This window comes from Streptomyces sp. NPDC046349 (assembly GCF_055587885.1).
Genome location: NZ_JBVJFK010000007.1, coordinates 382,781 through 408,117, shown reverse-complemented (window position 1 = coordinate 408,117; position 25,337 = coordinate 382,781). Strand labels below are relative to the sequence as shown.

General features: G+C 72.9%; 20 protein-coding genes and 1 riboswitch. Of the genes, 1 reads left to right on the top strand and 19 read right to left on the bottom strand.

The window, feature by feature from the left end:
• Window positions 1–6: 6 nt before the first annotated feature.
• The 4 genes from ACZ6JS_RS19220 to ACZ6JS_RS19205 form a co-directional block, all read right to left on the bottom strand.
• Window positions 7–2,523 (bottom strand): ATP-binding protein, encoded by a 2,517-nt coding sequence (locus ACZ6JS_RS19220; protein ID WP_469299350.1) that lies wholly within the window; start codon window positions 2,521–2,523, stop codon window positions 7–9.
• Window positions 2,524–2,804: 281 nt separating this feature from the next.
• Window positions 2,805–4,007 (bottom strand): MBL fold metallo-hydrolase, encoded by a 1,203-nt coding sequence (locus tag ACZ6JS_RS19215; protein WP_469299412.1) that lies wholly within the window; start codon window positions 4,005–4,007, stop codon window positions 2,805–2,807.
• 163 nt (window positions 4,008–4,170) lie between these two features.
• Window positions 4,171–4,956 carry an SGNH/GDSL hydrolase family protein gene (locus tag ACZ6JS_RS19210; RefSeq protein ID WP_469299349.1) on the bottom strand — a complete coding sequence of 262 codons (786 nt, stop codon included), beginning with the start codon at window positions 4,954–4,956 and terminating at the stop codon, window positions 4,171–4,173.
• Between the two features lie 163 nt (window positions 4,957–5,119).
• Window positions 5,120–6,097, bottom strand: a complete 978-nt coding sequence (locus ACZ6JS_RS19205; RefSeq protein ID WP_469299347.1) for a M23 family metallopeptidase — start codon at window positions 6,095–6,097, stop codon at window positions 5,120–5,122.
• Window positions 6,098–6,099: 2 nt separating this feature from the next.
• Window positions 6,100–6,279, bottom strand: a riboswitch (cyclic di-AMP (ydaO/yuaA leader).
• Window positions 6,280–6,591: 312 nt separating this feature from the next.
• On the opposite strand from ACZ6JS_RS19205, the gene ACZ6JS_RS19200 reads away from it, so the two are divergent.
• Entirely contained in the window at window positions 6,592–7,383 is a 792-nt protein-coding gene (locus ACZ6JS_RS19200; protein ID WP_469299345.1) for a tyrosine-protein phosphatase, read from the top strand.
• A gap of 30 nt (window positions 7,384–7,413) precedes the next feature.
• Here ACZ6JS_RS19200 and ACZ6JS_RS19195 read toward each other — a convergent pair whose 3' ends face one another.
• The 15 genes from ACZ6JS_RS19195 to ACZ6JS_RS19125 all read right to left on the bottom strand — a co-directional run bounded on the left by ACZ6JS_RS19195 (window position 7,414) and on the right by ACZ6JS_RS19125 (window position 25,011).
• Complete coding sequence (locus ACZ6JS_RS19195) at window positions 7,414–8,820, bottom strand: aspartate aminotransferase family protein (protein WP_469299343.1); 1,407 nt, start codon at window positions 8,818–8,820, stop codon at window positions 7,414–7,416.
• Window positions 8,817–9,848 (bottom strand): adenosyl-hopene transferase HpnH, encoded by a 1,032-nt coding sequence (hpnH, locus tag ACZ6JS_RS19190; protein WP_469299341.1) that lies wholly within the window; start codon window positions 9,846–9,848, stop codon window positions 8,817–8,819. Before hpnH ends, ACZ6JS_RS19195 begins: the two co-directional genes overlap by 4 nt.
• A gap of 5 nt (window positions 9,849–9,853) precedes the next feature.
• Complete coding sequence (locus tag ACZ6JS_RS19185; protein WP_469299339.1) at window positions 9,854–10,531, bottom strand: phosphorylase family protein; 678 nt, start codon at window positions 10,529–10,531, stop codon at window positions 9,854–9,856.
• Window positions 10,531–12,750, bottom strand: coding sequence for a squalene--hopene cyclase (gene shc / locus ACZ6JS_RS19180; protein WP_469299338.1), 2,220 nt, complete (start codon window positions 12,748–12,750; stop codon window positions 10,531–10,533). Before shc ends, ACZ6JS_RS19185 begins: the two co-directional genes overlap by 1 nt.
• Window positions 12,751–12,870: 120 nt before the next feature.
• A complete protein-coding gene (locus tag ACZ6JS_RS19175; protein WP_469299337.1) occupies window positions 12,871–13,971 on the bottom strand; it encodes a polyprenyl synthetase family protein in 1,101 nt (366 codons plus the stop codon).
• Window positions 13,972–14,051: 80 nt separating this feature from the next.
• Complete coding sequence (hpnE, locus tag ACZ6JS_RS19170; protein ID WP_469299335.1) at window positions 14,052–15,431, bottom strand: hydroxysqualene dehydroxylase HpnE; 1,380 nt, start codon at window positions 15,429–15,431, stop codon at window positions 14,052–14,054.
• 415 nt (window positions 15,432–15,846) lie between these two features.
• Complete coding sequence (gene hpnD, locus ACZ6JS_RS19165; RefSeq protein WP_469299334.1) at window positions 15,847–16,821, bottom strand: presqualene diphosphate synthase HpnD; 975 nt, start codon at window positions 16,819–16,821, stop codon at window positions 15,847–15,849.
• Window positions 16,818–17,702 carry a squalene synthase HpnC gene (hpnC, locus tag ACZ6JS_RS19160; RefSeq protein ID WP_469299333.1) on the bottom strand — a complete coding sequence of 295 codons (885 nt, stop codon included), beginning with the start codon at window positions 17,700–17,702 and terminating at the stop codon, window positions 16,818–16,820. Before hpnC ends, hpnD begins: the two co-directional genes overlap by 4 nt.
• 430 nt (window positions 17,703–18,132) lie before the next feature.
• The gene (locus ACZ6JS_RS19155; RefSeq protein WP_469299331.1) at window positions 18,133–18,915 is read right to left on the bottom strand and encodes an ABC transporter ATP-binding protein; all 783 of its coding nucleotides are present in this window, start codon (window positions 18,913–18,915) and stop codon (window positions 18,133–18,135) included.
• Window positions 18,908–19,837, bottom strand: a complete 930-nt coding sequence (locus tag ACZ6JS_RS19150; protein ID WP_469299329.1) for an ABC transporter permease — start codon at window positions 19,835–19,837, stop codon at window positions 18,908–18,910. The genes ACZ6JS_RS19155 and ACZ6JS_RS19150 overlap by 8 nt, the downstream gene beginning before the upstream one ends.
• Before the next feature lie 94 nt (window positions 19,838–19,931).
• Window positions 19,932–20,813 (bottom strand): glycosyltransferase family 2 protein, encoded by an 882-nt coding sequence (locus ACZ6JS_RS19145; protein ID WP_469299410.1) that lies wholly within the window; start codon window positions 20,811–20,813, stop codon window positions 19,932–19,934.
• 8 nt (window positions 20,814–20,821) lie between these two features.
• The gene (locus ACZ6JS_RS19140; protein WP_469299327.1) at window positions 20,822–21,601 is read right to left on the bottom strand and encodes a CDP-alcohol phosphatidyltransferase family protein; all 780 of its coding nucleotides are present in this window, start codon (window positions 21,599–21,601) and stop codon (window positions 20,822–20,824) included.
• Window positions 21,579–22,640, bottom strand: coding sequence for an iron-containing alcohol dehydrogenase family protein (locus tag ACZ6JS_RS19135; protein ID WP_469299325.1), 1,062 nt, complete (start codon window positions 22,638–22,640; stop codon window positions 21,579–21,581). The genes ACZ6JS_RS19140 and ACZ6JS_RS19135 overlap by 23 nt, the downstream gene beginning before the upstream one ends.
• Window positions 22,628–23,380, bottom strand: a complete 753-nt coding sequence (locus ACZ6JS_RS19130) for a phosphocholine cytidylyltransferase family protein (RefSeq protein WP_469299323.1) — start codon at window positions 23,378–23,380, stop codon at window positions 22,628–22,630. Before ACZ6JS_RS19130 ends, ACZ6JS_RS19135 begins: the two co-directional genes overlap by 13 nt.
• Window positions 23,377–25,011, bottom strand: coding sequence for a DUF5941 domain-containing protein (locus tag ACZ6JS_RS19125; protein WP_469299322.1), 1,635 nt, complete (start codon window positions 25,009–25,011; stop codon window positions 23,377–23,379). The genes ACZ6JS_RS19130 and ACZ6JS_RS19125 overlap by 4 nt, the downstream gene beginning before the upstream one ends.
• Window positions 25,012–25,337: the final 326 nt, after the last annotated feature.

Here is a 25,337-nt window from a genome sequence, read left to right as displayed (position 1 = left end):
TGGGGCTCATGCCTGGTTCTCCGACTGCGCGAGGCCGAAGCCCCGCTGGAAGGCGGCCATGAGGCCGGGGTCGTGCACGGGCTGCTCGCCGTCCGCGGGGCGCCGCGGGGCGGGTGCGCCGCGCAGCTGGGGCGCGAGGTGCTGCTGGGCGCGGCGCCGGGGCAGCACGGGCCGTTGGCCCGCATCGCGCCCGGCGGACTCCCCCAGCCCGGACCCCGGCCGGGCATCCGCGCCGGCCCCGGACCAGCCCGCCGCCCAGGTCTCGCCTGAGGGCACACCGCCGGATGGGGACCAGGCATCCGCCCCGGTGCGGGGATCGCCTGAGGGCGCGGGCCGGGCATCCGACGCGGAACCGGGCTCCGCCCCGCAGGCCCGTCCCGCTGTCGGCACCGCCCGCGGCCCCGCGGCGGCCCCAGGCCCACCACGGGTCACGGCCCATGGATGCGTCGGCACCGACTCCGCGCCGACCGCGCCGCCAAGGTCGCACGGGGTCCCGGGCGCGTCCCACGCGCCCGCCCCCGAGCCGGTCCCGGCCGACGGCCCCCTGTCCGCCGCAGAGCCGGCCACGGACGCGTCCTGCGGCCCGGGCCCCGGCTCTGACCAGGTCTCGGGCTCACCCGGCCGCCCGATCCCGGACTCGGGCCGGCCCGACGACCCACCGCCGGTCACGGCCCGTGGATCCGCCGCCGACCCGCCGGTGACCCCAGCCCTCGTTGCGTCCCACAACCCGGACGCAGTCGCGGACGCGTCCCACACGTCCGCCCCGGGATCGGGCACCGGGCCGATCCCGGGCTCGCCGGCCGCGCCGTCGCCCGGCGCGGGGCCGGCCCCCCGGTGGGCCGTCCGCCCGACCGGCGCAGCGCCCTCGGGTTCCGCCCGGGTCACGGGCTCGGCCCACTGTCCGACCGCAGTCCCCGGGCGGGACACCGGCCCGGTGGCGGGCTCGCCCGCCGCGCCACCACCGGATGCCGGCCGGGTGTCGGCCGCTCGGGCGGGCTCCCGGCCGTACGGGGGGGCGGCTGCCGACCCGGCCGCGGCAACCGGCCCGGTGGCGGGCTCGCCCACCGCACCGCCGTCCGCCGGCCATGCCGACGCCGAGCCGGGGTCGGCCCAGCTCGCCGAAGCGGTCGGGTCCCCCGGCCGGGCCGACGGTCCGCCGCCGGTGCCCGCTGTGGTGGCGCCCCGGGACTCGGGCGGGGGCCATGGGGCCGGTGCGGGTTCGGGGCGGTGGGTGGGGACGGTCGGGTCCGCCCGGCGGGGCAGCGGCATGCGGACCGGTTCCAGGGGCGGCGTCAGCCGCGAGCCCCCGGCCGCGTCGCCCGCCTCGGCCGCGCCCAGCAGCTCCTGCGGCAGCACCAGCACGGCGGTGACGCCGCCGTAGATGTTCGACTTGAGCTCGACGGCGATCCCGTGCCGCCGGGCCAGGGTCGAGACGACGTACAGGCCGATCCGCCCGTCCGCGAGCAGGCTCCGGACGCTGACCTGGTCTGGGTCCCCGAGCAGCGCGTTCATCCGGTGCTGTTCCTCGGGGGGCATGCCCAGTCCCCGGTCCTCCACCTCGACCGCGATTCCGGCGGTGACCCGCTCGGCGCGCAGCACCACATCGGTGTCGGGGGCGGAGAACACCGTGGCGTTCTCGACGAGTTCGGCCAGCAGGTGCACCACGTCGGCGACGGCGTGTCCGCGTACGCTGCCGCCCGCCGGCGGCACCACCTTGACCCGGGTGTACTGCTCGACCTCCGCGACCGAGGAGCGGAGGACCTCGCTCAGGTCGATCGGCCGGGTCCACTGGCGGCGCGAGGCCGCGCCGCCCAGCACCGCGAGGTTCTCGGCGTGGCGGCGGATCCGGGTGGCGAGGTGGTCGACGTGAAAGAGCTCCCTGAGCAGGTCCGGGTCCTCGACCGTGTCCTCCAGGTCGTCCAGCAGCGAGATCTCGCGGTGGACGAGGGACTGGAGCCGGCGGGCGAGGTTGACGAAGACCTCGACCTTGCGCTCGCTGTCGGTCGGGGCGGCCGGTCCGGCCAGGCGTACCAGGGTCGTGTGGGCCTGTTCGCGGGCGCCGCGCAGCTCTTGGGAGAGCAGCCAGAACTCGTCCACTCCCGCCGGGTCGCCCCCGGTGAGCGTGGCGATCGGCCCGCCCCGGACCGGCCGGGGCGGCGTCTCGCCCCGCTCCAGCCGGTCGGCGGCCGTCAGCAGCTCCTGGCGGCCGCGCACGCTGGAGCGGCGCAGCGCCTCGCACCGGTCCCGTACGGCCTTCGCGGCACGCTGGGCCCCGAGCAGGGCGGCGGCGAGGGCGCCGGCGGTGAGCAGGGCGCAGCCGGTGAGCACCGGCCAGAGGCGGGCGTCGCGGTCGCCGGCTCCGCCGCCGAGCTGGAGGGTGAAGATCACCGCGGCGGCGCCGCTGAGTGCGGCGGCGAGGGTCGGCAGGAGCGCGGCGCGTACCAGCTGGGGGCGTATCTGCCGGCCGGGACCGGTGACGGCGTGTCTCGACGGGGCGTGGCGGGCGGCGCGGAGTCCGGACATCGGCGTCCTCGGTACGTGGGGCCCGGCCCCCAGCGAATCCCGGGGCCCGGTGTTGATCACCGAATACCCACGCTAGACCCCACCATCCCGCCGCGGACCGCCAGTTGGAGAACTTCGCGGGGGTCCTTCCCGCTCCCGGTGGAGCGCTCGCACAGCAGCCCGAATGCGCCGGTCAGGGCGCTGCGGCCGCCCGGCGGCACCCTCCTGCCGCCCGGGAACACCTGTGCCGCCCCCCGCCCGGGCGGGGGGCGGCACAGGCCTGCCGCCGCTTCTCTCGCCCGCTACGACCCGACGGACTCCGGCTTCTCCTGCCCGCTCACCGCCGACGACGCCACGCGGGCCGCTGTCGCCGCTGCTGCGCCGGCCTCGTGCGGCGGCACGGCCCCGGGCCCGTCCACCGGCCCGCCGGCCGTCGCCCCGGCGACGAACGGCCGCCACCACGGCTCGCCGGGCGCCCCCTCGGTGCCGGGCTCGAACGGCTGGCCCGGGATCGGCAGCGCGACGGCCGCTCCGGCGGCCTCCGCGGCGGCCAGCGTGCCCTCGCCCGGTTCCTCCCACGGGTGCAGGGCCAGGTTGAAGGTGCCCCAGTGGATCGGCAGCATGGTGCCGTGCGGGGTGCCGCCCTGGAGGTCGAGGTGGGCGCGCATGCCCTCCTCGGGGGTCATGTGGATGTCGGGCCAGTACTCCGAATAGGCCCCGATCTGGATCATCGTGGCGTCGAACGGGCCGTGCGCGGCGCCGATCTCCGCGAAGCCGGGGAAGTAGCCGGTGTCGCCGCTGTGGTAGATCCGGTGCTCGCCCCCCGCGACCACCCAGGAGGCCCACAGGGTGTGCTGCTGATTGCGCAGGCCGCGGCCGCAGAAGTGCCGGGCGGGGGTCGCCGTGAGGGACAGCCCGGCGATCCGGGTGGTCTCGTTCCAGTCGAGCTCGTGCAGCCGGTCGGCCGACACGCCCCAGCGCTCCAGGTGCGCGCCGACCCCGAGGGGGACGGCGAAGGCCGTGTCCGTACCGGCCAGCGCCTTGATCGTCGGCAGGTCGAGGTGGTCGTAGTGGTCGTGCGAGATGACCACGACGTCCACCTGGCCCAGCGCGGCCAGCGGGACCGGCACCGGGTGCAGCCGCTTGGGGCCGGCGAAGGGGAAGGGGGAGCAGCGCTCGCCCCACACCGGGTCGAACAGCACCCGGTGCCCGTCGATCTCGGCGAGCACGCTGGAGTGGCCCATCCAGGTCAGGCGCAGACCGCTCGCGGGCGGCTTCGCCAGATCCGCGAGGGTGGTCGGGTGCACCGGAATGGCCGCAGCCGGGCTGCGCCGGAGCCGCTGCTCGCGGTGGAAGTAGATCTTCGCGAACTCCGTCATCGACCCCGAGGGCCTGTTCCGGGCCCCGACCGGGTTCTGGAAGACGCCGTCGGCGAAGTTCGGCGAGCGGCGGATCCGCTCCAGCCTGGCGCCGGACGGGTCCGCGCCGAAGGCTTCGGGCCGCATGGCGCGCAGCCGCGGACGGAGGGGACGGGAGCCGGTCAAAGCGCCTCCAGGGAGGATGGGGTCGGGGCGGTCGTATCGCTACGACCATCCCAACGCACACCGGTCCCGAAGGATTCCGGCTGCTCCTCCCCCCTGCCCCTCCCGCCCGCCCCGTCACCTGCTGCTACAGCGGCAGCAGGTCCGGCCGCTTCGCCTCGACGTGGTCGCCGGAGGACTCGCCGCGCAGTCGGCGGCCGATCCACGGCACCAGGTACTCGCGGGCCCACTGGATGTTGTCGCGGGTCGTGTCCACCGAGCCGCGCGGGCGCAGCTGCGGCCACGGCTGATCGGGGTCGGCGGGCACCTCCAGGCCGAGCACCTGTGCGGCGCGCAGTGCGACGCGGGTGTGGCCCTCGGGCGAGAGGTGCAGCCGGTCGGCGTCCCAGGCGCGCCGGTCCTGTACGGACTTCAGCGACCAGAGGTCGAGCACCGGGCAGTCGTAGCGGTCGGCGATGGCCCGCACGTGTGCGCTGTACGTGGCGACCTTGCCCCGGATGTGCTTGAGGACGGGCACCCCGCGGGTGTCGAAGCCGGTGGTGATCATGACATGGCCGACGGCCCCGGTGAGGTCGGCGACGGCCGCCTCGAACCGCTCCGCCACGTCGTCGGGGTCGCTGCCGGGCCGGATGATGTCGTTGCCGCCCGCGCAGAAGGTGACGAGGTCCGGGGCGAGGGCCTTGGCTCTCGGCACCTGGTCGGCCACGATCTGGTCGAGGAGCTTCCCGCGCACCGCGAGATTCGCATACCGGAAGTCGTGCTCTTCGCGCTGATCGGCCAGGAGCACGGCGAGCCGGTCCGCCCAGCCGAGAAAAGAATCCCCGGGCCCCGGGTCCCCCACGCCCTCTGTGAAGCTGTCCCCGATCGCCGCGTACGAGCCGATGGTCTTGAGTTTCGTCGTCGTCGCTGCCACGAGAGCCCATCCTTCACTCCCGTAACCAACCTACGCCAACGTAATGAGGGGTTGACGGGCCGTGATCTGTACCACGTGAGAGGTAAGGAATAAGTACACGTGGGGCCGGGACCCCCCTCGGGTCCCGGCCCCACGCGTGTCCGCGGCCCGTCGGCGGTTGCCGTCAGAGGCTGGCGCCCTTCGAGCGGAGGTAGGCGATCGGGTCCATGTCCGAGCCGTAGGACGGGCTCGTGCGGATCTCGAAGTGCAGGTGCGGGCCGGTCGAATTGCCGGTGGAACCGGAGAGGCCGATGCTCTGGCCGGCGGTGACGCTCTGGCCGGAGGAGACGGAGAGCTGGGACAGGTGGGCGTACTGCGAGTACTTGCCGTCCGCGTGCCGGATGACGACCTCGTTGCCGTACGCGCCGCTCCAGCCCGCGGAGACCACGGTGCCCGCGCCGACGGCCTTGACGGTGGTGCCCATGGGGGCGATGAAGTCGACGCCGGTGTGGTAGCCGGAGGACCACATGGCGCCCGCGACCTTGTACTGGGTGGAGACGCCGCCGCTGACCGGGGCCACGAATCCGGAGGCCGCCGGCTGTGCGGCGGGCGCCTCGGCGGGGGCGGCGGGTGCCTCGGGAGCGGATTCCCGCTGCGTCTGCGGGGCGGCGGGCTGCACGGCCCGCTTCGACTGGGCCTTCGGGGCGGCCTTCGCGCCGGCCTCGGGGGCGGTGCGCGGGGCGCGGACGGCGTCGACCGGGGCGGCCTGGCCGCGGCCGCCGAGGGTCAGCTTCAGGCCGGGGTGGATCAGCGACGGGTCGCTGCCGACCGCCTCACGGTTCTGCTCGTACAGCCGCTGCCAGCCGCCGGGCAGGTTGCGCTCGGCGGCGATCTCGGAGAGGCAGTCGCCCGGGACGACCGTGTAGACGGTCGGCGCGGCCTGCGCGGCCTCCACGGCTGCCGCCGGGGCGGCCTGGAGGGCGGTGGGAACCTGCGGGGCCACCGCGGGTGCGACGGCGGGGGCCGCCGCCACTCCGCCGGCGTGGGCGCCGGCGGCGCCGATCAGCGGCAGGGCGAGGGCCGCGCCGCCGGTGCCTGCGACCGCGAATCCGCGGCGGATGGAAAGGGACTTGGGACGGCGGTGCTTACCCTTTGCAGGCATGACGCATTCCTCTCCGGCGCCTGCGAGGTGAGCTGTCGGGTTCGGACTGGAGATGTCCGGCCGTACATGTACGGGACATGAACGACTTCACCCCGAGCCGTACCGGAGAAAAGATCTCCGGCGCAGCGGCTTACCTGGTTCCCCCGCTCCTGCCGCGCGAAATGGTTCGGTTGCGGTTTCCGGGCGGCGGCAGGATTCGGCGATCCACCCGGATCGATCGCGAAGGTAATCCCTTTAGGTCGTGCCGAACAAGCCGTGAATTCCCTGACGGATTCACAGGCATGAGGGACCGCCGGAATTCCGGTCACCCTCCGTCCATTCCGCTCCGCCAACAGCCGTGCCCACCGGGCCATTCGGTTCCGACGATCAGGCACTCACGGTCACCGTATGATCTGGCTCACGGGGCGGTGCCCGATCTCGCCTCCGGATATGGCAAGTTGGCGCCAAACAGCTCAATTCGGACAGACGCCCCAAGAGAAGGCAGAGGAGTTCCCGTGACCCAGCAGATACAGGAGCCGGAGCTGACCGGAGTGCGCAATTTCCGCGATGTGGGCGGATTGCCGACTTCTGACGGACGAAGGGTCGGGACGGGACGACTGTTCCGAAGCGGACATCTCGCACATGCCACCGAAACCGATGCAGAGTTCCTCGCTTCGCTCGGCCTCCACACCATTTTCGACTTCCGCAACGGCGCCGACCACGCCCTGGAGGGGCCGGACGTCGAACTGCCGGGCGTGCGGAACGTCAACATCCCGCTCTCGGACCCGGCGGACGGCCGGGAGTTCTGGCGGCTGGTCCGCGACGGCGACCTCGACCAGCTCCGCTCGATCCTGGGCGACGGCAAGGCCGCGGCCCGGATGGCGAACTCCTACCGCGGGATCATCCGGACCCGCACCGCCGAGCACAGCCGGGTCGTCCACGCCCTCGCCGAGGACAGCGTCCCCGCCCTCCTGCACTGCGCGGCCGGCAAGGACCGGGCCGGCCTCTCCGTCGCCGTCACCCTGCTCGCGCTCGGCGTCGAGCGCGAGGCCGTCGTGGCGGACTACCTGGAGTCCAACGCCCCGCACCGCCGCTACCGGGTGCGCCGCAGCTCCGACTCGGCCGAGGCCCGCTCGCCCGAGGTGATGGAGCTGCTCGCGCCGCTCTTCGACGCACGCGCCGAGTACCTGATCGCCGCCTTCGACACCATCGACGAGGTCTGGGGCGGGGTCGACCGCTACCTGGCGGAGGGCCTCGGGCTTCAGCCCGAGACCCTCGACCAACTCCGGGACCGGCTGTTGGTCTGATCCGGTTACGGGGACCGGGGACGCAGGCCGTCAGCGCGCCGCGACGGCCTGCTTCACCAGGGTCCTGCCGAAGTCCCACATCAGACCGGACCCGCCGTGCGCCTCGTCCATGACCTCGCGGAAGGCGCCGACGAACCGGTCGACGTCCTGCTCGTCCAGCACCAGGGGCGGAATCAGTTTGATCACCTCCAGGTGGTCCCCGGAGACCTGGGTGAGGATCCGGTGCTTCTGCAGAAGCGGCACCACGACCATCTGCGCGAAGAGGCCCTTGCGGGCCGCCTGGAGTACGGCCCAGCGGCTGCGCAGGCCCAGCGAGGAGGGCCGCCCGAACTCGATGCCGATCATCAGGCCGCGGCCGCGCACCTCGTGGAGCAGCTCGTACTCGTCCACCAGGGCCGCGAGCCGCCCGCGCAGCAGGTCGCCGGTCGCCCGGGCGCGGGCCACGAGGTGCTCGTCCTCCATGACGGACAGCACCGCCAGCCCTGCCGCCATCGCCTGTGCGTTGGATCCGAAGCTCGCGGAGTGCACGAGCACGCGGTCCATGGAGGAGTAGACCCTCTTGAAGATCCAATCCTTGCCCAGGGTCGCGCCGACCGGCACGTAGCCGCCCGACAGCGCCTTGGCCACGCACACCAGGTCGGGCTCCACGCCCGGCTCGTGCTGGTACGCGTAGAAGTCGCCGGTACGCCCCAGTCCGGTCTGCACCTCGTCCGCGATCAGCAGCGCCTTGTGCCGGTGCAGCAGCTCCTGCGCGGCGAGCAGGAATCCGGGCGGGGCCGCGAGGACCCCCTTGCCCTGGATCGGCTCGACGACGAAGGCGGCCACGTCGCCGTGCTTCAGCTCGCGCTCCAGGGCGGCCAGGTCGCCCAGCGCGACCTCGGTGTCGGGCAGCAGCGGTGCGAAGCCGTCCCGGAACCCGTCCTCGCCGTTCACCGAGAGCGAGCCGGCGGTCAGCCCGTGGAAGGCGTGCCCGCAGTAGAGGATCCTCGGCCGCCCGGTTGCGTACCGGGCGAACTTCAGGGCCGTCTCCACCGCCTCGGTGCCGCTGTTGCCGAAGAAGACGCGGTCCAGGTGGGGGCTGTAGGAGAGGAGCTTCTCGGCCAGCAGCCCGGGCAGCGGCTGGCAGTCGAAGCGGGTGAGGTCGGCGAGCTGGGCGTCCAGCACGTCGTGCAGGGCCCGCCGGACGACGGGGTGGTGGCGGCCCAGGCCCATCACCCCGAAGCCGGCGAGCATGTCGAGGTAGTCGTTGCCCTCGGCGTCCCAGAAGTGGGCTCCCTCGGCCCGCTCGTAGACCTTGTCGAAGCCGATGGTGCGGAGCATCCGGGGGAGTTGGTGATTGAGGTGGCGGGCGTGCAGCTCGTACCGCTCCGCGCCGCGCGCCGCCAGCAGGGCGCCGAGGTCGAAACCGCCGCCCCGCTCCCCCTCCGCCGGACTCATGCCGACCTGTCCCGGTTGCCCCCGACCGTCTCCCGGGCGGCCCGCAGGGATTCCTTGAGGGACCCCATGGTGGCGAGGACGGCGGTCGGCTCGTAGCCGCAGTGCGCCATGCAGTTCGCGCAGCGCGGGTCCTTTCCGCGGCCGTACTTGTTCCAGTCGGTCTCCTCCACGAGCTCCCGGTACGTCGGCACGTAGCCGTCGCTCATCAGATAGCAGGGGCGCTGCCAGCCGAAGAGGGAGTAATTCGGAATGGCCCATGCCGTGCAGGGGAAATCGGCCTTTCCTTCCAGGAAGTCCAGGAAGAGCGGCGAGTGGTTGAGCCGCCAGCGCCGCCGGTTGCCGCCCGCGAACGCCTTCCTGAAGAGTTCGCGGGTCTGGTCGACACCGAGGAAGTGCTCCTGGTCCGGTGCTTTCTCGTAGGCGTAGGCGGGCGAGATCATCATTTCGTCCACCTGCAGGTCGTCATTGAGGAAGTTGAGGACCTCGATGATCGTCTGCGGTGTGTCGGTGTTGAAGAAGGTGGAGTTCGTGGTCACCCGGAATCCACGCCTCTTGGCTTCCTTGATGGCCTCGACCGCCTCGTCGAAAACGCCCTCCTTGGCCACCGACTCGTCGTGGCGCTCGCGCAGGCCGTCGATGTGCACGGCGAAGGCGAAGTACGGGGAGGGTGTGAACTTCTCGATCTTCTTGCGCAGGAGCAGCGCGTTGGTGCAGAGGAAGACGTACTTCCGCCGTGCCACCAATTGCCGCACGATCTCGTGGATCTGCGGGTGCATCAAGGGCTCCCCGCCCGCGATGGACACCATCGGCGCACCGGACTCCAGCACGGCCCCGACCGCCTGGGCCACCGGCATGCGCTGCTTGAGCACTCCTGCCGGATGCTGGATCTTCCCGCACCCCTCGCAGGCCAGGTTGCACGCGTAGAGGGGCTCCAGCTCCACGATCAGCGGGAACTTCTCGCGCTTGCGGAGCTTCTGTTCGAGCAGATAGGTCCCGACCCTGACGGTCTGGCGCAGCGGCATGGCCATCTGGCTCACCTCCTGGGGAGCAGCGAAGAACGGTGCCATTCGAAAAAAGCGGGCAGTACGGCACGCAGGACACGGAAGGCCGATATTCCCCCGCGCACCGTGCCGATTCGGACGAGCTCGTGCTCCGGGGCGTCCACGATCACCCGGACGGCCGCAACGGCGCGGCCGCCGCCCCGGACCGCGGCCCAGAGGGTCGCGGCGGACTCCATGTCGACGGCGACGGCGCCCGTGGCGCGCAGTTGTGCGCGCTCCTGGCCGCGCACGACGTGGTCGGACCCGGTCAGCGGGCCGGTGTGCACGGTCCGGCCGGGGGCGGCCCGGGCCAGCGCCTCGGCGAGCAGCGCGGTCCCGGTGCAGGGGACGGTCCCCTGCGGGTCGCGGGTCTCCTGCGCGACGACGAGGTCGCCCGGGCTCATGCCGGGGACGAGGCCGGCGCAGAAACCGGTGGCGAGGACGGCGGCCCGGTCCGTCCCGGGCGCCTCCAGGGCCCGGCGGACGGCCCGTTCGGCCGCGCGGGGGCCCATCCCGGTGCGCAGGAGGGTGTACGCCCCGGCCTGCGCGTGGTGCGTACCGCCTGGCGAGCCGCGCCCCGCACTGCGCAGCGCCGCCTGCTCGATGCGCAGGGCGCACGCGACCAGCAACGGGCCGGCCTGGGCTGTCCGGTCACCCGCGGCGGCGGACATCAGGGGCCCCCCGCGGGTGAGCCTGCCCGGGCGGAGGGTTCCCCGTACAGGTAGCGGCCGAGCGCGGTCAGCGGGAACACCTGGCGGTAGAGGTGGTAGTTGATGGAGAAGTCCCACGGGAAGCCGGTGCCGGTGAAGTAGGGCTCGTCCCAGGAGCCGTCCTCCCGCTGGGTCCGTACCAGGTGGGCGATGCCCCGTTCGACGGCCTCGCCGTCCCGTTCCCCGGCCGACAGCAGCGCCATCAGCGCCCACGCGGTCTGCGAGGGGGTGGAGGCGCCCTTCCCTGCCCACGAGCGGTCCTGGTAGGAGCGCTGGTCCTCCCCCCAGCCGCCGTCGTCGTTCTGGACGGATTCCAGCCAGCGCACGGCCCGCCGGACCGCGGGGTGTGCCGGCGCGACGCCGGCCGCGGTGAGGGCGGGTACCACCGAACCGGTGCCGTAGACGTAGTTGGTGCCCCAGCGGCCGAACCAGCTGCCGTCCGGCTCCTGTGCGTCGAGCAGCCAGGCGATGCCGCGCCGGGTGCGGGCGTCGCCCGCCCGGCCCTCGAAGGCGAGCATCTCCACCACGTGGGCGGTGACGTCGGCGGACGGCGGGTCGATGACCTCGCCGAAGTCGCAGAAGGGCAGCCTGTTCGGGAAGGGGCTGGTGTTGTCGGCGTCGAAGGCGCCCCACGCGCCGTCCTTCGACTGCATGCCGAGGTTCCAGGACACCCCGCGGGCGATGGCGGCGTCGACCCGGACCGGGTCCGGGTGCTTGATCCGGCGCAGGGCGAGGACGACTTCGGCGGTGTCGTCGATGTCGGGATAGGTGTCGTTGTGGAACTCGAACGCCCAGCCTCCGGGGGCCAGGCCGGGCCGGCGCACCGCCCAGTCCCCGGTGCGGGTGATCTCCTCGCCGAGCATCCAGTCCGCGGCCTTGACCAGGGCCGGATGGTCGGGACGCACGCCCGCGTCGGCGAGTGCGATGGCGGCGAGGCAGGTGTCCCACACCGGCGACTGGCAGGCCTCGATCATCCGGGCGCCGTCCTCGCGCCGCACCGCGAACCGGTCCAGGGACTCCAGCCCCGCGCGCATCACCGGGTGCCCGAGGTCGTAGCCGAGCAGGTGCAGCGCGATGAGGGAGTACACGGCGGGCGGCTGGATCCCGCCCCAGCAGCCGTCGTTCTCCTGGCGCTCGACGATCCAGCGGGCGGCGGTGTCCATGGCGGCCTTGCGCAGCCGCCGGGGGGCGAACCGCCGGTAGGCGTGCAGGGCCTTGTCCATCCTCTGGAAGGCACCGTCCCAACTGGCCAGTGGAGCCAGGCGGGGTGGGGGGCAGGGGTTCCGTGCGTCGGTGTGCAGCTCGTCGAGGGCGAAGGGGGCCGGGCGGACCGGGCGCAGCGCGGAGACCACGGTGAGCGGGACGATCGTCTGGCGGGCCCAGCAGCCGAAGTCGTAGATGTTCAGGGGCACCCAGGGCGGCAGGAACACCAGCTCGGGCGGGAGTTCGGGCAGGTTGTCCCAGCTCCACCAGCCGAAGAGGGCGAGCCAGATCCGGGTGAAGACGCGGGCGGCGGCGATTCCGCCGTTCGCCCGGATCCAGGCCGAGGCGCGGCTCATGTGCGGGGAGTCCGGCGGATCCCCGGCGAGGCGCAGCGCGACGTAGGCCTCGACGGTCGCGGAGAGTTCGGGCGGGCCGCCGTGGAAGGTGGCCCAGGTGCCGTCCGTGCGCTGCTCGCCGCGGATGAAGAGGGCGGCGGCGTACGTGGTGGCCTCGTCCCGGATGCCGAGGAACTGCCGCAGCAGCAGGTCCTCGGCGTCCATGGTGACGTTGGTCTCCAGATCGCCCTTCCACCAGCCCGCGGGGTCCTGGCGGTCCAGGAGGTGCCGGGTCGCGCGCGCCGTGGCCTCGTACACCTCGCGCGGGCTGCCGGCCGGCGGGGCGGGCAGGTCCGCCGCGGTGCGCCCGGTGCCGCGCGCACCCGGCTGCCGGTAGGAATGCGGCGGGCCGGGGCGCCGGGCCGGGTCGGGCGGGGCGGCGATCCGCTCCGTGACCGCCACCGGCACGGTGGGCGAGCCGCCGGCCACCGGCCTGGCCGCGGGAGCCGGGTCGGGCGGGCCGGCGAGCCCGTAATCGGCCCCCGGGGCGGCTGCCCCGGCGGGGCCGGGCGGCGGGGCGCCCGGGGTGGATTCGCTGCCGGCGCCGGCGCTCTCCGCGCTGCCGTCGGTCGTCGCTGTCATGGCTTCCCCTTAGAACAGTGTCCTGTGCTGTGCTGGGGTCTGCCGTCGGCCGGCGCGCGCCACCCTCAGGCGGCGGCGCCGGCCGGCGACTCGCGATTCATATCCGCTGTCGGGTGGCGGTCACCTCTTGCGTACGACGACGAAGTCGGCGAGGTCCACGAGCTGTTCGCGCACCCGCTGGGGCATGTCGACGCCGTCCAGGGCCCGGATCGCGACGGCGTGCTGGCGGCGCGCCTCGTCCGCGGTCCACCGGCGTCCGCCGGCCTCCTCGATGAGCGCCGCGCGGGCCGCGAACTCCTCCTCCGAGAAGTTCTCGAAGTCGCTGCTCTTGGCGTCGGCGGCGAGCAGTTCGGCGAGCCGCTCGGAGGCAGGCCCGCCGGCGGCGAGGGCGGCGACCACCGGCAGGGACTTCTTGCGCTGGCGCAGGTCGCTCCAGGTCTGCTTGCCGGTGGACTCCGGGTCGCCCCAGATGCCGAGCAGGTCGTCGACGGCCTGGAAGGCGAGGCCGAGGTGGTAGCCGTACTCCTCCAGCTTGTCGGCCGTGCGGTCGTCCGCGCCGCCGAGCACGGCGCCGATGGAGACGGCGCAGGCGAGCAGGGCGCCGGTCTTGTTGCCCTCCATCTCCAGGCACTCCTCGACGCTGACGCGCTCGCGGTGCTCGTAGGAGATGTCCTGGGCCTGGCCGTCGATGAGCTTGCGGCTGGCGGTGGTCAGGCGGCGGGTGGCGCGGCCGGCCTCGACGGTGCCGAGCTCCAGGAGGACCTCGTTGGCGAGGGCGAAGAGGGCGTCGCCGACCAGGATCGCCTGGGCCGGTCCGTGCACCTTCCACACGGTGTCGCGGTGGCGGCGCTGCTCGTCGCCGTCCATCAGGTCGTCGTGGAGCAGCGAGAAGTTGTGCACGAGCTCGACGGCGACGGCGCCGGGGATGCCGACCTCCGGCGCGGCACCGGCGGCCTCGGCGGAGAGCAGGGCGAGGGCGGGGCGGACGGCCTTGCCGCCGTCGCCGTCGGCCGGGTGGCCCTGGGCGTCGATCCAGCCGAAGTGGTAGGCGGCGACGGTGTCCATGGGCGCGGCGAGCCGGTCCACGGCCGCGCGGAGCGCCGGGGTCGACATCGTCCGGCCGCGTTCCAGGAGGGCGACAGTGTCCGCCTTCTCCACGCCCCTTCCGGCTGCGCCCACACTGGCATCCGTGTTCTCGACAGCCGGATTCCCCGGGTTCACTGGCTCTCCTCTTGTTCCTGTACGTGCTGTGCTCGTGGTGCTCGTGACGGCGGTGGTGCCGGCCGTCGTGGTGGTGGTCGTCATGCCGCCTCCTGCAGAGGGTGTTCGCGGTGGCGGCCGAGTGCGGCGAGTGCGGCCTGGGCCGCACTCAGTCCGCTCCGGACGGCGCCCTCCATGGTCGCGGGCCAACCCGTGGCAGTCCACGCACCGGCCAGGTAGAGCCCCGGCGTGTCGGTCCGCGCCCCGGGGCGCAGCCGGCCGACGCCGGGCGCGGGTGCGAAGGTCGCCGTCCGCTCCCGGGTGACGAAGAAGTCCCGTACCTTGGCCCCGCGCGCGGCGGGCAGCAGCCGCTCCAGCTCGGGCAGGTACTTGGCGCGCAGCACCGAGACGGGCTCGTCGATGTCGTCCTGGGCGGCGGACTGCGACAGCGCCAGGTACTGGCCGCCGTCGGGGAGTCCGGAGGAGTCGGTGCGGTCGAAGACCCACTGCACGGGGGAGCCGAGTGCGGCGAAGAAGGGCTGCTTGAGCACCTTGCGGTCGTAGACGACGTGGACGTTCAGGATCGGTGCGGTGCCGATGTCGAGGAGCTTGTCGGGGTCGGCGAGGGCTCCGGCGGGCAGCAGCCCGTGCGCTTCGCGCTGCGGGACGGCGAGGACGACGGTGCCCGCGTCGAGGGACTCCTCCTCGGTCTCGACCCGCCAGGCCCCTTCGGGCGTCCGGGTCACGGCCGTGACCCGGGTGCGCAGCTCCGTGCGTACTCCCGCCGCGTCGAGCTGCTTGCGGGCGAGGGTGTCGTGGAGCTCGCCGAGCGGTACGCGGGCCCAGCCGATGTCGGCCGCGCTCTTCTCGGAGAGCAGCCCGGTCTTGAAGACCATCGCGGCCAGGCCCAGCGAGGAGTGTTCGGCGGTGGCGTTGAGGGTGGCGATGCCGACGAGGTCCCACAGGGCCTCGATGGTGCGGGCGGACTGGCCGTAGCGGCCGAGCCAGGTGGCGAAGTCCAGGCCGTCCAGGGCCGGGTCCGCCGGGTCGAGGCGGCGCAGGGCGAGGGCGGCGCGGCCGACGCTCGCGCGCTCGGCGAGGGACATGTGGGGGTAGCGGGCGAGTGCTCCGGCGAGGTGCAGGGGCACCGGCAGGCCGCCGCGGCGCAGCCGTCCCAGGCGCGGTCCGCCGGGGTGGGCGACGTCGAGGACGGGTACGTCGAGCCGGTCCTGGAGCGGGGCGAGGGAGGCCCCCTCGACGCGGTCGAGGAACCACCGGTAGGCCGTGCAGCAGCGCAGGTAGACGTGCTGGCCGTTGTCGACGTCGAGGTCGCCGCGCTTGAAGGAGAAGGCGAGCCCGCCGAGCCGGGGGCGGCCTTCGAGCAGGGTGACGCGGAGGCCGGCGTCGGCGAGTTCGAGGGCGGTGGTGACGCCGGCGAGCCCGCCGCCGACGACGACGGCGTGGTGGTCGGTACCGGTCATGCGCCCTCCCCCGTGGTGCGGTCGCCCTCCGGGCCGGCCGGCAGGTTCCGGGCAGCGGGCAGGCCCCATCCCGTCGCGGTCTCCCGCCCGGCCCGGCCGCGGTCCGCGGGGAGAGACGCGCTCGCCGTCGGCGTGGTTGCCCCGGCCGGCGCACGGTCGGGGAGGCGCGCCGGGCTCGTACGCCCGAGGTCGCCGGCGCACGCCGGGTGCGCGCTCGGCGCCGGTGCGGCCTCGACCGCGACGCGCCGGGCGACGCACGCACCCGCGCGCCCGCCCGCCCGGCCTGCCGGCAGGGCCTGTCCGGTGGCGCGGGCGGATCCGGCGGTGCCCGAGGCGTCCATGCGAACGGGGGCCGTGCGGCGTCCGGTCGCGGGGCGGGGCCCGCGCTCCGGCGGGGTGGTCTTCGTCGGGGGCGTCACATCCGCCTCCGGACGGCCTGGCGGGTGACGGTACGGGCGTCGAGGCCGGACAGGCCGCGCACGGCGACGTACGCCTTCTCGTGCGGCGGCAGCGAGACGCGGCCGCGCAGGACCGCCTCCGGCTCCCGCTCGATGCGGTCGAGGAGGCGCCGGTAGATGCCGGCCATGGCGGCCACGCAGGCGCCGCTGCGCCGGTCGAGCATCGGCAGCAGCCGGTAGCCCTCGGCGAACAGTGAGCGGGCGCGGCGGACTTCGTGGTGGACCAGTCCGGCGAAGTCGGCGCCGGCGGAGAGCCGGCCGGCCTGGAAGCCTTCCGAACAGCCGAACTTGGCGAGGTCCTCGGCGGGCAGGTAGGTGCGTCCGTTGCCCGCGTCCTCGCGGACGTCGCGGAGGATGTTGGTGAGTTGCAGGGCGAGGCCGAGGGTGTCGGCGTACTCGGAGGCGCGCGCGGCGTAGGGCGTGCCCGGTGCTTCGACCGTGCCGAAGACGCCGAGCGAGAGCCGTCCGATGGCGCCGGCAACGCAGCGGCAGTAGGCCTTGAGGTCGTCCCAGGTCTCGTAGGTCTCGCCGCGGACGTCCATCAGGACCCCGTCGATGAGCTCGTCCAGGCCGCCGAGCGGGATCGGGAAGCGCCGGGCGGCGTGTGCCAGGGCGACGGCGACCGGGTCGGTGTCGTCCTCCTCGACCTCGCCCGCCCGGATCCTCCCGAGGACGGCGCGGGTCTCCTCCAGGCGCGCGAACTTCGCCTCGGTGGGCAGCGTGCCGTCGCCGATGTCGTCGACCCGCCGGGAGAAGGCGTAGAGCGCGGACATCGCATGGCGCTTGTCGGTGGGCAGCAGCCGGATTCCGTACGCGAAATTGCGCGCCTGTGAACCGGTGACGGCCTCGCAGTAGCTGTAGGCCGCCGAGACCGGTGCGGAGACCGCGGTCTGTGCGGAAGCGTGTGTGGGGCCCTCCACGGTCGGGCTCACCTCTTTCTCGGCGCTGTGCGCAGGACGGCGGCAACCTCGCGGAGCAGGCCGCTCTTGGTGGATTTGGGCGGGCCGGGGAGTACGTCGAAGCCGGCGGCGGTGACGGCCCGCAGGGCGGCGCGCCCCCCTCCCACGAAGCCCGCGAGCAGCAGCCGGAGTCTGCCGTGCACGCTACCCACGAGCGGGACTCCTTCATCCAGCAACGCGCGTGCGCGCTCGGATTCGAATGCGACCAGGGCGCGCACGGAAGCGCCGGCGGACGGGGCGGCGAGGTCGGCTTCGGACACGTGGAAGCGCCGCATGTCCTCGGCGGGCAGGTAGATCCGGTCGCGGCCCAGGTCCTCGGCGACGTCCTGGACGTGCTCGACGATCTGGAGGGCGGTGCAGACGGAGTCGGAGAGACGGATCCGTTCGGGGGTGCTGGTGCCGGTGAGGGACAGCACCAGGCGGCCGACCGGGTTGGCGGACAGCTCGCAGTACGCCTCGAGGTCCGCGTAGGTCTCGTAGCGCGTGACCCTCTGGTCCTGGCGGTTGGCCTCGACGAGGCCGAGGAAGGGCTCGGGGGTCAGGCCGTGGGTGCGCACCACGGGCTGCAGGGCGAGCAGCAGGGGGTGGCGCGGCGGGCCGTCCGCGGAGCCGAACACGCGCAGCAGGTCGGTCTCGAAGGCGTCGAGCATGGCGAGCCGGTCGTCGGCCGCTTCTGGGTCGAGGCCGAGGAGAACGGCGTCGTGTCCGCCGGGGGCGAGGTCGCCGTCGCCGATGTCGTCGACGAGGCGGGCGTATCCGTAGACGGCCGTCAGCCCGTCGCGCCAGGCGCGGGGCAGGAAGGCCGGGGCGACGGGGAAGTTCTCCGCCGCTGCCTTGTCGAGGGTGGCGCTCACGTGGACCGTGTCGGACAGGGGTCGGATGCCGTGCCCCGGGTTCACCGCCCGCCGCCCGGGGCGGGGACGGCCGCCGTCCCTTGGGGCCGGCCAATTCCCGTAGCCATTGCCGTCACATCTCCCGTTCTACACTGCCGACCCATTACATCCTATTTCGGACACGCCGCCGGGGTTTTCCCGGGGCTGTCCCAGGGCCGTTCACCTGCGGGGAATCGTCCCCTCTTGCCGTGATTCATGACCGCCACAGCTTACGCTGTGGAACGTCGCGGAGGCCGCTCGGGTATTCACCGCGCCACCGAATGTCGCCGCGCAATACGAGAACGCGCATGCGACGTAATGCACGTACATGCTTAAGGCCCCCGCCGCGCTGAGCGGCGGGGGCCTTCGGTGAAGCGGGAAGCGCCTCGGAAGGCGCCGCGCGGCCCGGAGGTCAGCCGTTGGTGGCCTTCTCGTATGCCGAGACGACTTCCTCCGTGGGCCCGTCCATCAGGAGCTCGCCCTTCTCCAGCCACAGCACCCGGTCGCAGGTGTCCCGGATGGACTTGTTGTTGTGGCTGACCAGGAAGACCGTGCCGGCCTTCTCCCGGAGTTCCTTGATTCGGTTCTCCGAACGCACCTGGAAGGAGCGGTCACCGGTGGCCAGGGCCTCGTCGATCATCAGGACGTCGTGGTCCTTGGCCGCCGCGATCGAGAACCGCAGTCGCGCCGCCATGCCCGAGGAGTAGGTGCGCATCGGCAGCGAGACGAAATCGCCCTTCTCGTTGATGCCCGAGAAGTCGACGATGCTCTGGTACCGCTCCTTGATCTGCTCACGGCTCATCCCCATGGCGAGACCGCCGAGGACGATGTTGCGCTCGCCGGTGAGGTCGTTCATCAGCGCGGCGTTCACGCCCAGCAGAGAGGGCTGGCCGTCGGTGTAGACCTTGCCCTCCTCGCAGGGCAGCAGGCCGGCGATGGCGCGCAGCAGGGTGGACTTGCCGGAGCCGTTGGAGCCGATGAGGCCGATGGCCTCGCCGCGGTAGGCGGTGAAGGAGACACCGCGCACGGCGTGGACGCGGCGCACGCCCGGGGCGTCGCCCTTCTTCCGGCGGACTATCTTGCTGAGCGCGGCGGTGGCCGCGCCCTTGCCGCTGCTGCCGGTGTTGACGCGGTAGACGATGTGCACGCCGTCCGCGATCACGGTGGGGACGCGCCCCTGGGTGTTGTCAGCCACGGCCGTAACGCTCCTCAGACTTCCAGAAGTACACGAAGCCGCCGAGGCCGATCACCACGGCCCAGCCCACGGCGAAGAGCCAGACGTGCGGGGGCAGGTTGCTCGCGCCGTAGTCGTCGATCAGAGCGAACCGGATGAGGTCCATGTAGATCGCGACCGGATTCCACAGGAGCACGTCGCTGATCCACTGCGGCTGGTCCTTGAGGTAGACCGCGATCGGGAACATGACGCCGGAGGCGTACATCCAGGTGCGCATCACGAACGGCATCAGCTGCGCGAGGTCGGGGGTCTTGGAGCCCATCCGCGCGAAGATCATGGCGAGGCCGGTGTTGAAGACGAACTGCAGGGCCAGCGTGGGGAGCACCAGCAGCCAGGACAGCCGCGGGTAGTTGCCGAACGCGACGGCGATCACGAAGACGACGATCATCGAGTACATCAGCTGCTGGAGCTGCTGGAGCGAGAAGGACACCGGCAGGGAGGCGCGCGGGAAGTGCAGCGCCCGCACCAGCCCGAGGTTGCCCGAGATCGCCCGGACGCCCGCCATCACCGAGCTCTGCGTGAAGGTGAAGACGAAGATGCCCATCATGAGGAACGGGACGTAGACGCCCTTGGGCATCTCCCGGCCCGCGCCGAGGATGAGCCCGAAGATCAGCCAGTAGACCGCCGCGTTGAGCAGCGGGGTCGCCACCTGCCAGACCTGGCCGAGCTTCGCCTGGCTGTACTGCGCGACCAGCTTGGCCCGGGAGAAGGCCATGATGAAGTGGCGCCGGCCCCAGAGCTGCCGCACGTACTCGCCCAGACCGGGCCGGGCGCCGCTGACCGAGAGGCCGTACTTCCTGGCGAGCTCCGCGGCGCTGAGCCCCGCGTCTGCGGACGGCGGCCTGCTCGTGGCGAGGGCGCCGTCGTGGGTTGTGTCACTCACAAGTTGAAACTTTCGTCTTCAAGATGCGGCCAGGTGGGCATCAGGCTGGTGGCTCGAAACCCGTGATCGCGTCATGTTCCCAGACGCGGGCTGGTCAGATGACGGGAGGTCGGCCCAGACGGGTCAACCGCCAGACCGTACGCCATCTCATCGGGCGGCGGGGTCCGCAGGGAGTGGTCCATCCCTCGCGGAATCCGCCGAACCAGGCCTTGAGCGCCGGTCCCGAGGGCTTCCGTAGAAGCGTCAGCAGGAGCCAGACGCCCAGGTAGACCGGAATCAGCGGGGCGGGCAGGTTGCGGCGGGCGAGCCACACCCGGTTACGGGCCACCATACGGTGGTAGACCGCGTGCCGGGAGGGGGCAGTCGTCGGGTGGAGCAGCACCATGTCCGCCCGGTAGTCGATCAGCCACCCCGCGTCGAGTGCACGCCAGGCCAGATCGGTCTCCTCGTGGGCGTAGAAGAACTCTCCCGGCAGGACTCCGGCCTGCTCGAACACCTTCGTGCGGACGGCGTTGGCACCGCCCAGGAAGGTCGTCACGCGCGAGGACCGCATCGGGTCCGAGGCCCGCAGCCGCGGCACGTGGCGGCGCTGCGTCCGCCCGGTGTCCGGATCGGCGATCCGGAAGCTGATGATCCCGAGTGCGGGGTCCTCGGCGAAGGCCTGCCGGCACAGCTCGGCGGTGTCGGTGCGCTCCAGGAGCCCGTCGTCGTCGAGGAAGAGCAGCACGTCCACGTCACGGGCGGCCGGGCCGAAGGCCTCGATGCCGACGTTGCGGCCGCCGGGGATGCCCAGGTTCTCGGGCAGGTCGACGGATCGGACCCCCGGCGGCAGGTCCGCCACCTCGGCGACGCGTACGCCCTGGCCCACGACGACGACCTCGACCGGGTCGCCCTCCTGGCGGGCCACCGAGTCGAGGAGCGCCTTGAGCTCGTCGGGCCGGTTGCCCATGGTGATGATCACGGCGCCCAGCCGCATCGGGGCCGTCACTTGAGCCTGCTGGAGGCGAGGATCGACACCAGGTGCAGGACGGTCTGCAGCATCGCGATGCCCGCGAGCACGGCGACACCGACCCGGGACCAGTACAGGTCGCCGCGCATCTGGTCGAGGACGGCAAGGAACAGGATGAGCAGCGAGGCCTCGATGCCGAGGATCAGGCGGTGGAACTTGAGCGCGGCGGCGGCCCGGCGCGCGAGGGCCATGCCCTTGGCGCGCGGCTCGGCCGCCGCGTCCTTGACCACCGGCTTGCCGGCCTGGTGGCGGGCGACGCCGACCAGGTCGGTCTCGGCCTTGATCAGAATGGCGCCGAGCGCGGCGAGCGTGCCCAGGAAGGCCCACAGCCAGTCGACGCGTCCCGTGCCCCACAGGTCGGCGGCGCGCAGGCCGAAGCCGACCAGGACCGCGGCGTCGCACAGGTAGGCGCCGACCCGGTCCAGGTAGACCCCGGAGAGCGAGTACTGCTTCTTCCAGCGGGCGACCTCGCCGTCGACGCAGTCGAGCAGCAGGTACAGCTGCACCGCGACCACGCCGAGGACGGCGCCCCAGATGCCCGGCACCAGCAGGGCCGGGAGGGCGAGGACGCCGGCGAGGGTCATCAGGTAGGTCAGCTGGTTGGGCGTGACCTTGGTGGTGACCAGGACCCGGGTGATGCGCAGGGAGATCTCGCGCATGTACAGGCGCCCGCCCCAGTGCTCGCCGCTGACCCGGTCCTTCACGCCCGCGGGGTGGACGACGGGCCTCAGTTCAGCTACGGATGGTCTTGGCATAGTCGGCGTATGCATCCCTGATCTCGGCGGCGGACAGGTTGAGGTGCTCCAGGATCGTGAAGCGTCCCGGGCGGGTCTGGGGGGCGTACTCGACGGCCGCGACGAACTCGTCGGCGCTGAAGCCGATCTCCTCGGGCGCGACCGGCAGGCCGTGCCGGCGCAGCACCTCGACGAAGTGGCTGGAGGCATCCGCGGCCCCGCGCAGGTGCATCGCGAAGGCCGCGCCGATGCCGACCTGCTCGCCGTGGAGCGCGGAGCGCCCCGGATAGAGCAGGTCGAAGGCGTGGCTGATCTCGTGGCAGGCGCCCGAGGACGGGCGGGAGTCCCCGCTGATCGACATGGCGATGCCGGACAGCACGAGCGCCTCGGAGAGCACGGTGAGGAACTCGTCGTCGCCGCAGCCGCCGGGGTGGCGCAGCACGGACTCGCCCGCTGTACGGGCCATGGCGGCGGCCAGGCCGTCGACGGGCTCGCCGTTGGTCTTGTGCGAGAGCTCCCAGTCGGCGATCGCCGAGATGTTGGAGATCACGTCGCCGATCCCGGCGCGGATGAACCGCACCGGGGCCTCCTTGATGACGTCGAGGTCGATCACCATGGCGATCGGGGTGGGGACGCCGTAGGAGCCGCGGCCGTTGTCGTTGTCCAGGATGGACACCGGCGAGCAGATGCCGTCGTGCGAGAGGTTGGTGGCGACGGCCACCATGGGCAGCCCGACCCGCGCCGCGGCGTACTTGGCCACGTCGATGATCTTGCCGCCGCCCAGGCCCACGACGGCGTCGTAGCGGCGGCCCTTTATGTCGTCGGCCAGCTTGACCGCGGAGTCGATCGTGCCGTCGACGACGGCGTACCAGTCGGCGTGCGGGAGCACGGGCTCCAGCTTGGCGCGCAGCGCCACGCCGGAGCCCCCGCTGATCGCGATGGCGAGCTTGCCGGAGGCGGAGATCCGCTGGTCGGCCAGGAGGCCGGCCAGGTCGTCCATCGCCCCGCGGCTGATGTCGACGACGACGGGCGAGGGGATGAGCCTCGTCAGTACTGGCATGCGATCGTCCGGCCCTTGGCGAGGTCGTCGTGGTTGTCGATCTCGACCCACTTGACGTCGCCGATGGGGGCCACGTCGACCGCGAAGCCGTCGTTGACGAGCTGCTGGTAGCCGTCCTCGTAGTACAGGTCCGGGTCGCGCTCGAAGGTGGTCCGCAGCGCTTCGGCGAGGGCCTCGGCGGCCTCGGCCTCGATGAGCGTGACACCGATGTACTCGCCGGTGGCGTCGGCGGGGTCCATCAGCTTGGTGATCTTCTGCACGCCCTTGCCGTCGGCGGTGACGACCTTCATCTCCTCGTCGGCCAGGCTCTTGACCGTGTCGAGGGCGAGGATGATCTTCTGGCCGTTGCCGCGGGCGGCGAGGAGGGTCTCCTCGACGGAGACCGGGTGCACGGTGTCGCCGTTGGCGAGGATCACACCGCGCTTGATGACCTCACGCGCACACCACAGGGAGTAGGCGTTGTTCCACTCCTCGGCCTTGTCGTTGTCGATCAGCGTGATCTTCAGGCCGTACTTGGCCTCCAGCGCGGCCTGGCGCGCGTAGACGGCCTCCTTGCGGTAGCCGACGACGATCGCGACCTCGGTGAGGCCGACCGCGGCGAAGTTGCCGAGGGTGAGGTCGAGGACCGTCAGGCTCTCCTCGTCGCCTTCGGGGCCGACGGGCACGAGGGCCTTGGGCAGGGTGTCGGTGTAGGGACGCAGGCGGCGTCCCGCACCGGCAGCGAGGACAAGGCCGATCATGCTGGTTCTCCTTCGTCATGTACGGCGGGTGCCCCGGAGGAGACCCAGAAGCGGATGCTCTCCACGAGCACCACGAGTGCCACGAACACGGCCAGGGCCGTGAGCGCGACGGGGAAGTCCGATGCGCGGTCCACCAGGACGGCGGCGAGGACCGTGGTCAGCAGGACCCGGCCCTCGTGGCCGCCGATCGTCCGCACCAGCCAGTGCGGGGGCGCGCCGGTGCCGCCGCGAATGCGGTACACCGTGTCGTAGTGATGGTAGGCGACCGCCGCGATCAGGCCGAATGCCGCCGGAAGGGCCCCGGGGACGTCCGCCTTGGCGGCGAGCGCGAGGACCGTCACGTATTCGGCCGCGCGGAACAGCGGCGGGATCAGCCAGTCGAGCGCGCCCTTCAGCGGGGCGGCGACGGCGAGGCCGGCCGTCATGGCGTAGATCACGGCGGCGGCGACGAGCCGGGGGTCGCCGAACGGGAGGTACACGGCGGCTCCGGCCATCAGCACGGTGCCGAGGGCGGCGACGTACACGGAACCGAAGGATCCGGCGCGGCCGCGCAGCAGGCGGGCCTGGAGTTCGGCGAGCGGACCGGAGTCGGCGAGGTCGGCGAGCGCCTGGGCGGCACGGTCGGTGCGCCGGGCCCTGCGGGTCAGGGACCTCAGGACGCGGCCCGCCGTGGTGTAGAGGGCGCCGAACGCACAGCCGGCGATCAGGGCGTAGAAGACGATCCGGGGGGTGGTGAAGGCGGTCAGGACCGCGATCATCGCCCAGCGTTCGCCGATCGGCAGGATGATCATCCGCCGGACCCAGACCGTCCAGCCGACGCTGTCGAGCCGGTCCGAGAGGGCGGCCGTCGGGCTGGTGTTGGCGGTGGCGTCGTGGTTGGCCTCGTTGAAGGAGAAGTCCACGACGTGCCGGCACGTCATGAGGATCATGGCGCCGAGGGCGAGGCCCCAGACGTCGTCCCCGTTCCGGGCGGCTCCGAGCGCGAGCCCGGCGTAGAAGGAGTACTCCTTGGCCCGGTCGAAGGTCGCGTCGAGCCAGGCGCCCATCGTCGAGTACTGCAGGGAGTAGCGGGCGAGCTGCCCGTCGGTGCAGTCCAGGACGAAGGAGACGATGAGGAGCACGCCGGCCGCGACATAGCCCCAGCGCTCGCCCGTGGCCGCGCAGCCGGCGGCGATCAGCGCGGTGATCAGCGAGGCGGTGGTGACCTGGTTGGGGGTCAGTCCGCGGCGCGCGCACCAGCGGGCGATGTAGCGCGAGTACGGGCTGATGCAGAAGGTGGTGAAGAACCCGTCGCGGGACTTCACGGCGGAGCGCAGCCGTACGGCCTCCTCGTCCACTGCGGCGACGGCGGCGGACGCCGCCGCGCGCTCGTCGGCGTCGGCCGGGACGGCGGCGACCAGGCTGCCGAGCTCGGGCCGCTGGACGGCCGTCCCGGCGGCCTCGACTGCGGCGGCGAGCCGGTCGGCGCAGGGGCCGGATCCGTGGGCGCCCTCCGTGGCGACGGCCTTGTCGAGGGCCTCGCGGGCCCCCGCCTGCACGGAGAGGGCGCCGGTGACGGCGCAGGCGTCGAAGCGCGGGTCCGTCAGCGCGAGCCGCAGCGCGTGCACGTGTCCGACGAACGCGGTGTCCACGACGGCCACCCGCTGATCGACGGGTACGCCGGCCAGTGCGGCGGCGGCGTCCTGGGGACCGGCGGCCGGGCGGACCTCGAAGCCGAGTGAGCGGAGCTGGTCCGCGAGCGGCGATCCGGGGACCGGCAGGCCGGTGAGGATGACGGTCGGCAGACGAACTCACTCCTTGGAACGGATGGGCGAACGGGCGCGCCCGTGGGGCGGCACGTCGGCAGAGGCTATCGGATGAATGGAAGCAGGGGTTCATCACCCGTTTACGCCCTGACAAGCCGAATATCCGGGCTCCGGGCCGGGTCGCGATCATCATCGGTGATCACGGCGCGGTA

Excerpts from the sequence above, each read along its gene's own strand:
- ACZ6JS_RS19215 (WP_469299412.1), bottom strand. The coding sequence starts at position 4,007 with ATGCGGCCCGAAGCCTTCGGCGCGGACCCGTCCGGCGCCAGGCTGGAG.
- shc (WP_469299338.1), bottom strand. The coding sequence starts at position 12,750 with ATGACAGCGACGACCGACGGCAGCGCGGAGAGCGCCGGCGCCGGCAGC.
- ACZ6JS_RS19140 (WP_469299327.1), bottom strand. The coding sequence starts at position 21,601 with ATGCCAAGACCATCCGTAGCTGAACTGAGGCCCGTCGTCCACCCCGCG.
- hpnH (WP_469299341.1), bottom strand. The coding sequence starts at position 9,848 with ATGGCCATGCCGCTGCGCCAGACCGTCAGGGTCGGGACCTATCTGCTC.
- ACZ6JS_RS19205 (WP_469299347.1), bottom strand. The coding sequence starts at position 6,097 with ATGCCTGCAAAGGGTAAGCACCGCCGTCCCAAGTCCCTTTCCATCCGC.
- hpnE (WP_469299335.1), bottom strand. The coding sequence starts at position 15,431 with ATGACCGGTACCGACCACCACGCCGTCGTCGTCGGCGGCGGGCTCGCC.
- ACZ6JS_RS19220 (WP_469299350.1), bottom strand. The coding sequence starts at position 2,523 with ATGTCCGGACTCCGCGCCGCCCGCCACGCCCCGTCGAGACACGCCGTC.
- ACZ6JS_RS19185 (WP_469299339.1), bottom strand. The coding sequence starts at position 10,531 with ATGTCCGCCGCCGCGGGTGACCGGACAGCCCAGGCCGGCCCGTTGCTG.
- ACZ6JS_RS19195 (WP_469299343.1), bottom strand. The coding sequence starts at position 8,820 with ATGAGTCCGGCGGAGGGGGAGCGGGGCGGCGGTTTCGACCTCGGCGCC.
- ACZ6JS_RS19145 (WP_469299410.1), bottom strand. The coding sequence starts at position 20,813 with ATGCGGCTGGGCGCCGTGATCATCACCATGGGCAACCGGCCCGACGAG.
- ACZ6JS_RS19135 (WP_469299325.1), bottom strand. The coding sequence starts at position 22,640 with ATGCCAGTACTGACGAGGCTCATCCCCTCGCCCGTCGTCGTCGACATC.
- ACZ6JS_RS19130 (WP_469299323.1), bottom strand. The coding sequence starts at position 23,380 with ATGATCGGCCTTGTCCTCGCTGCCGGTGCGGGACGCCGCCTGCGTCCC.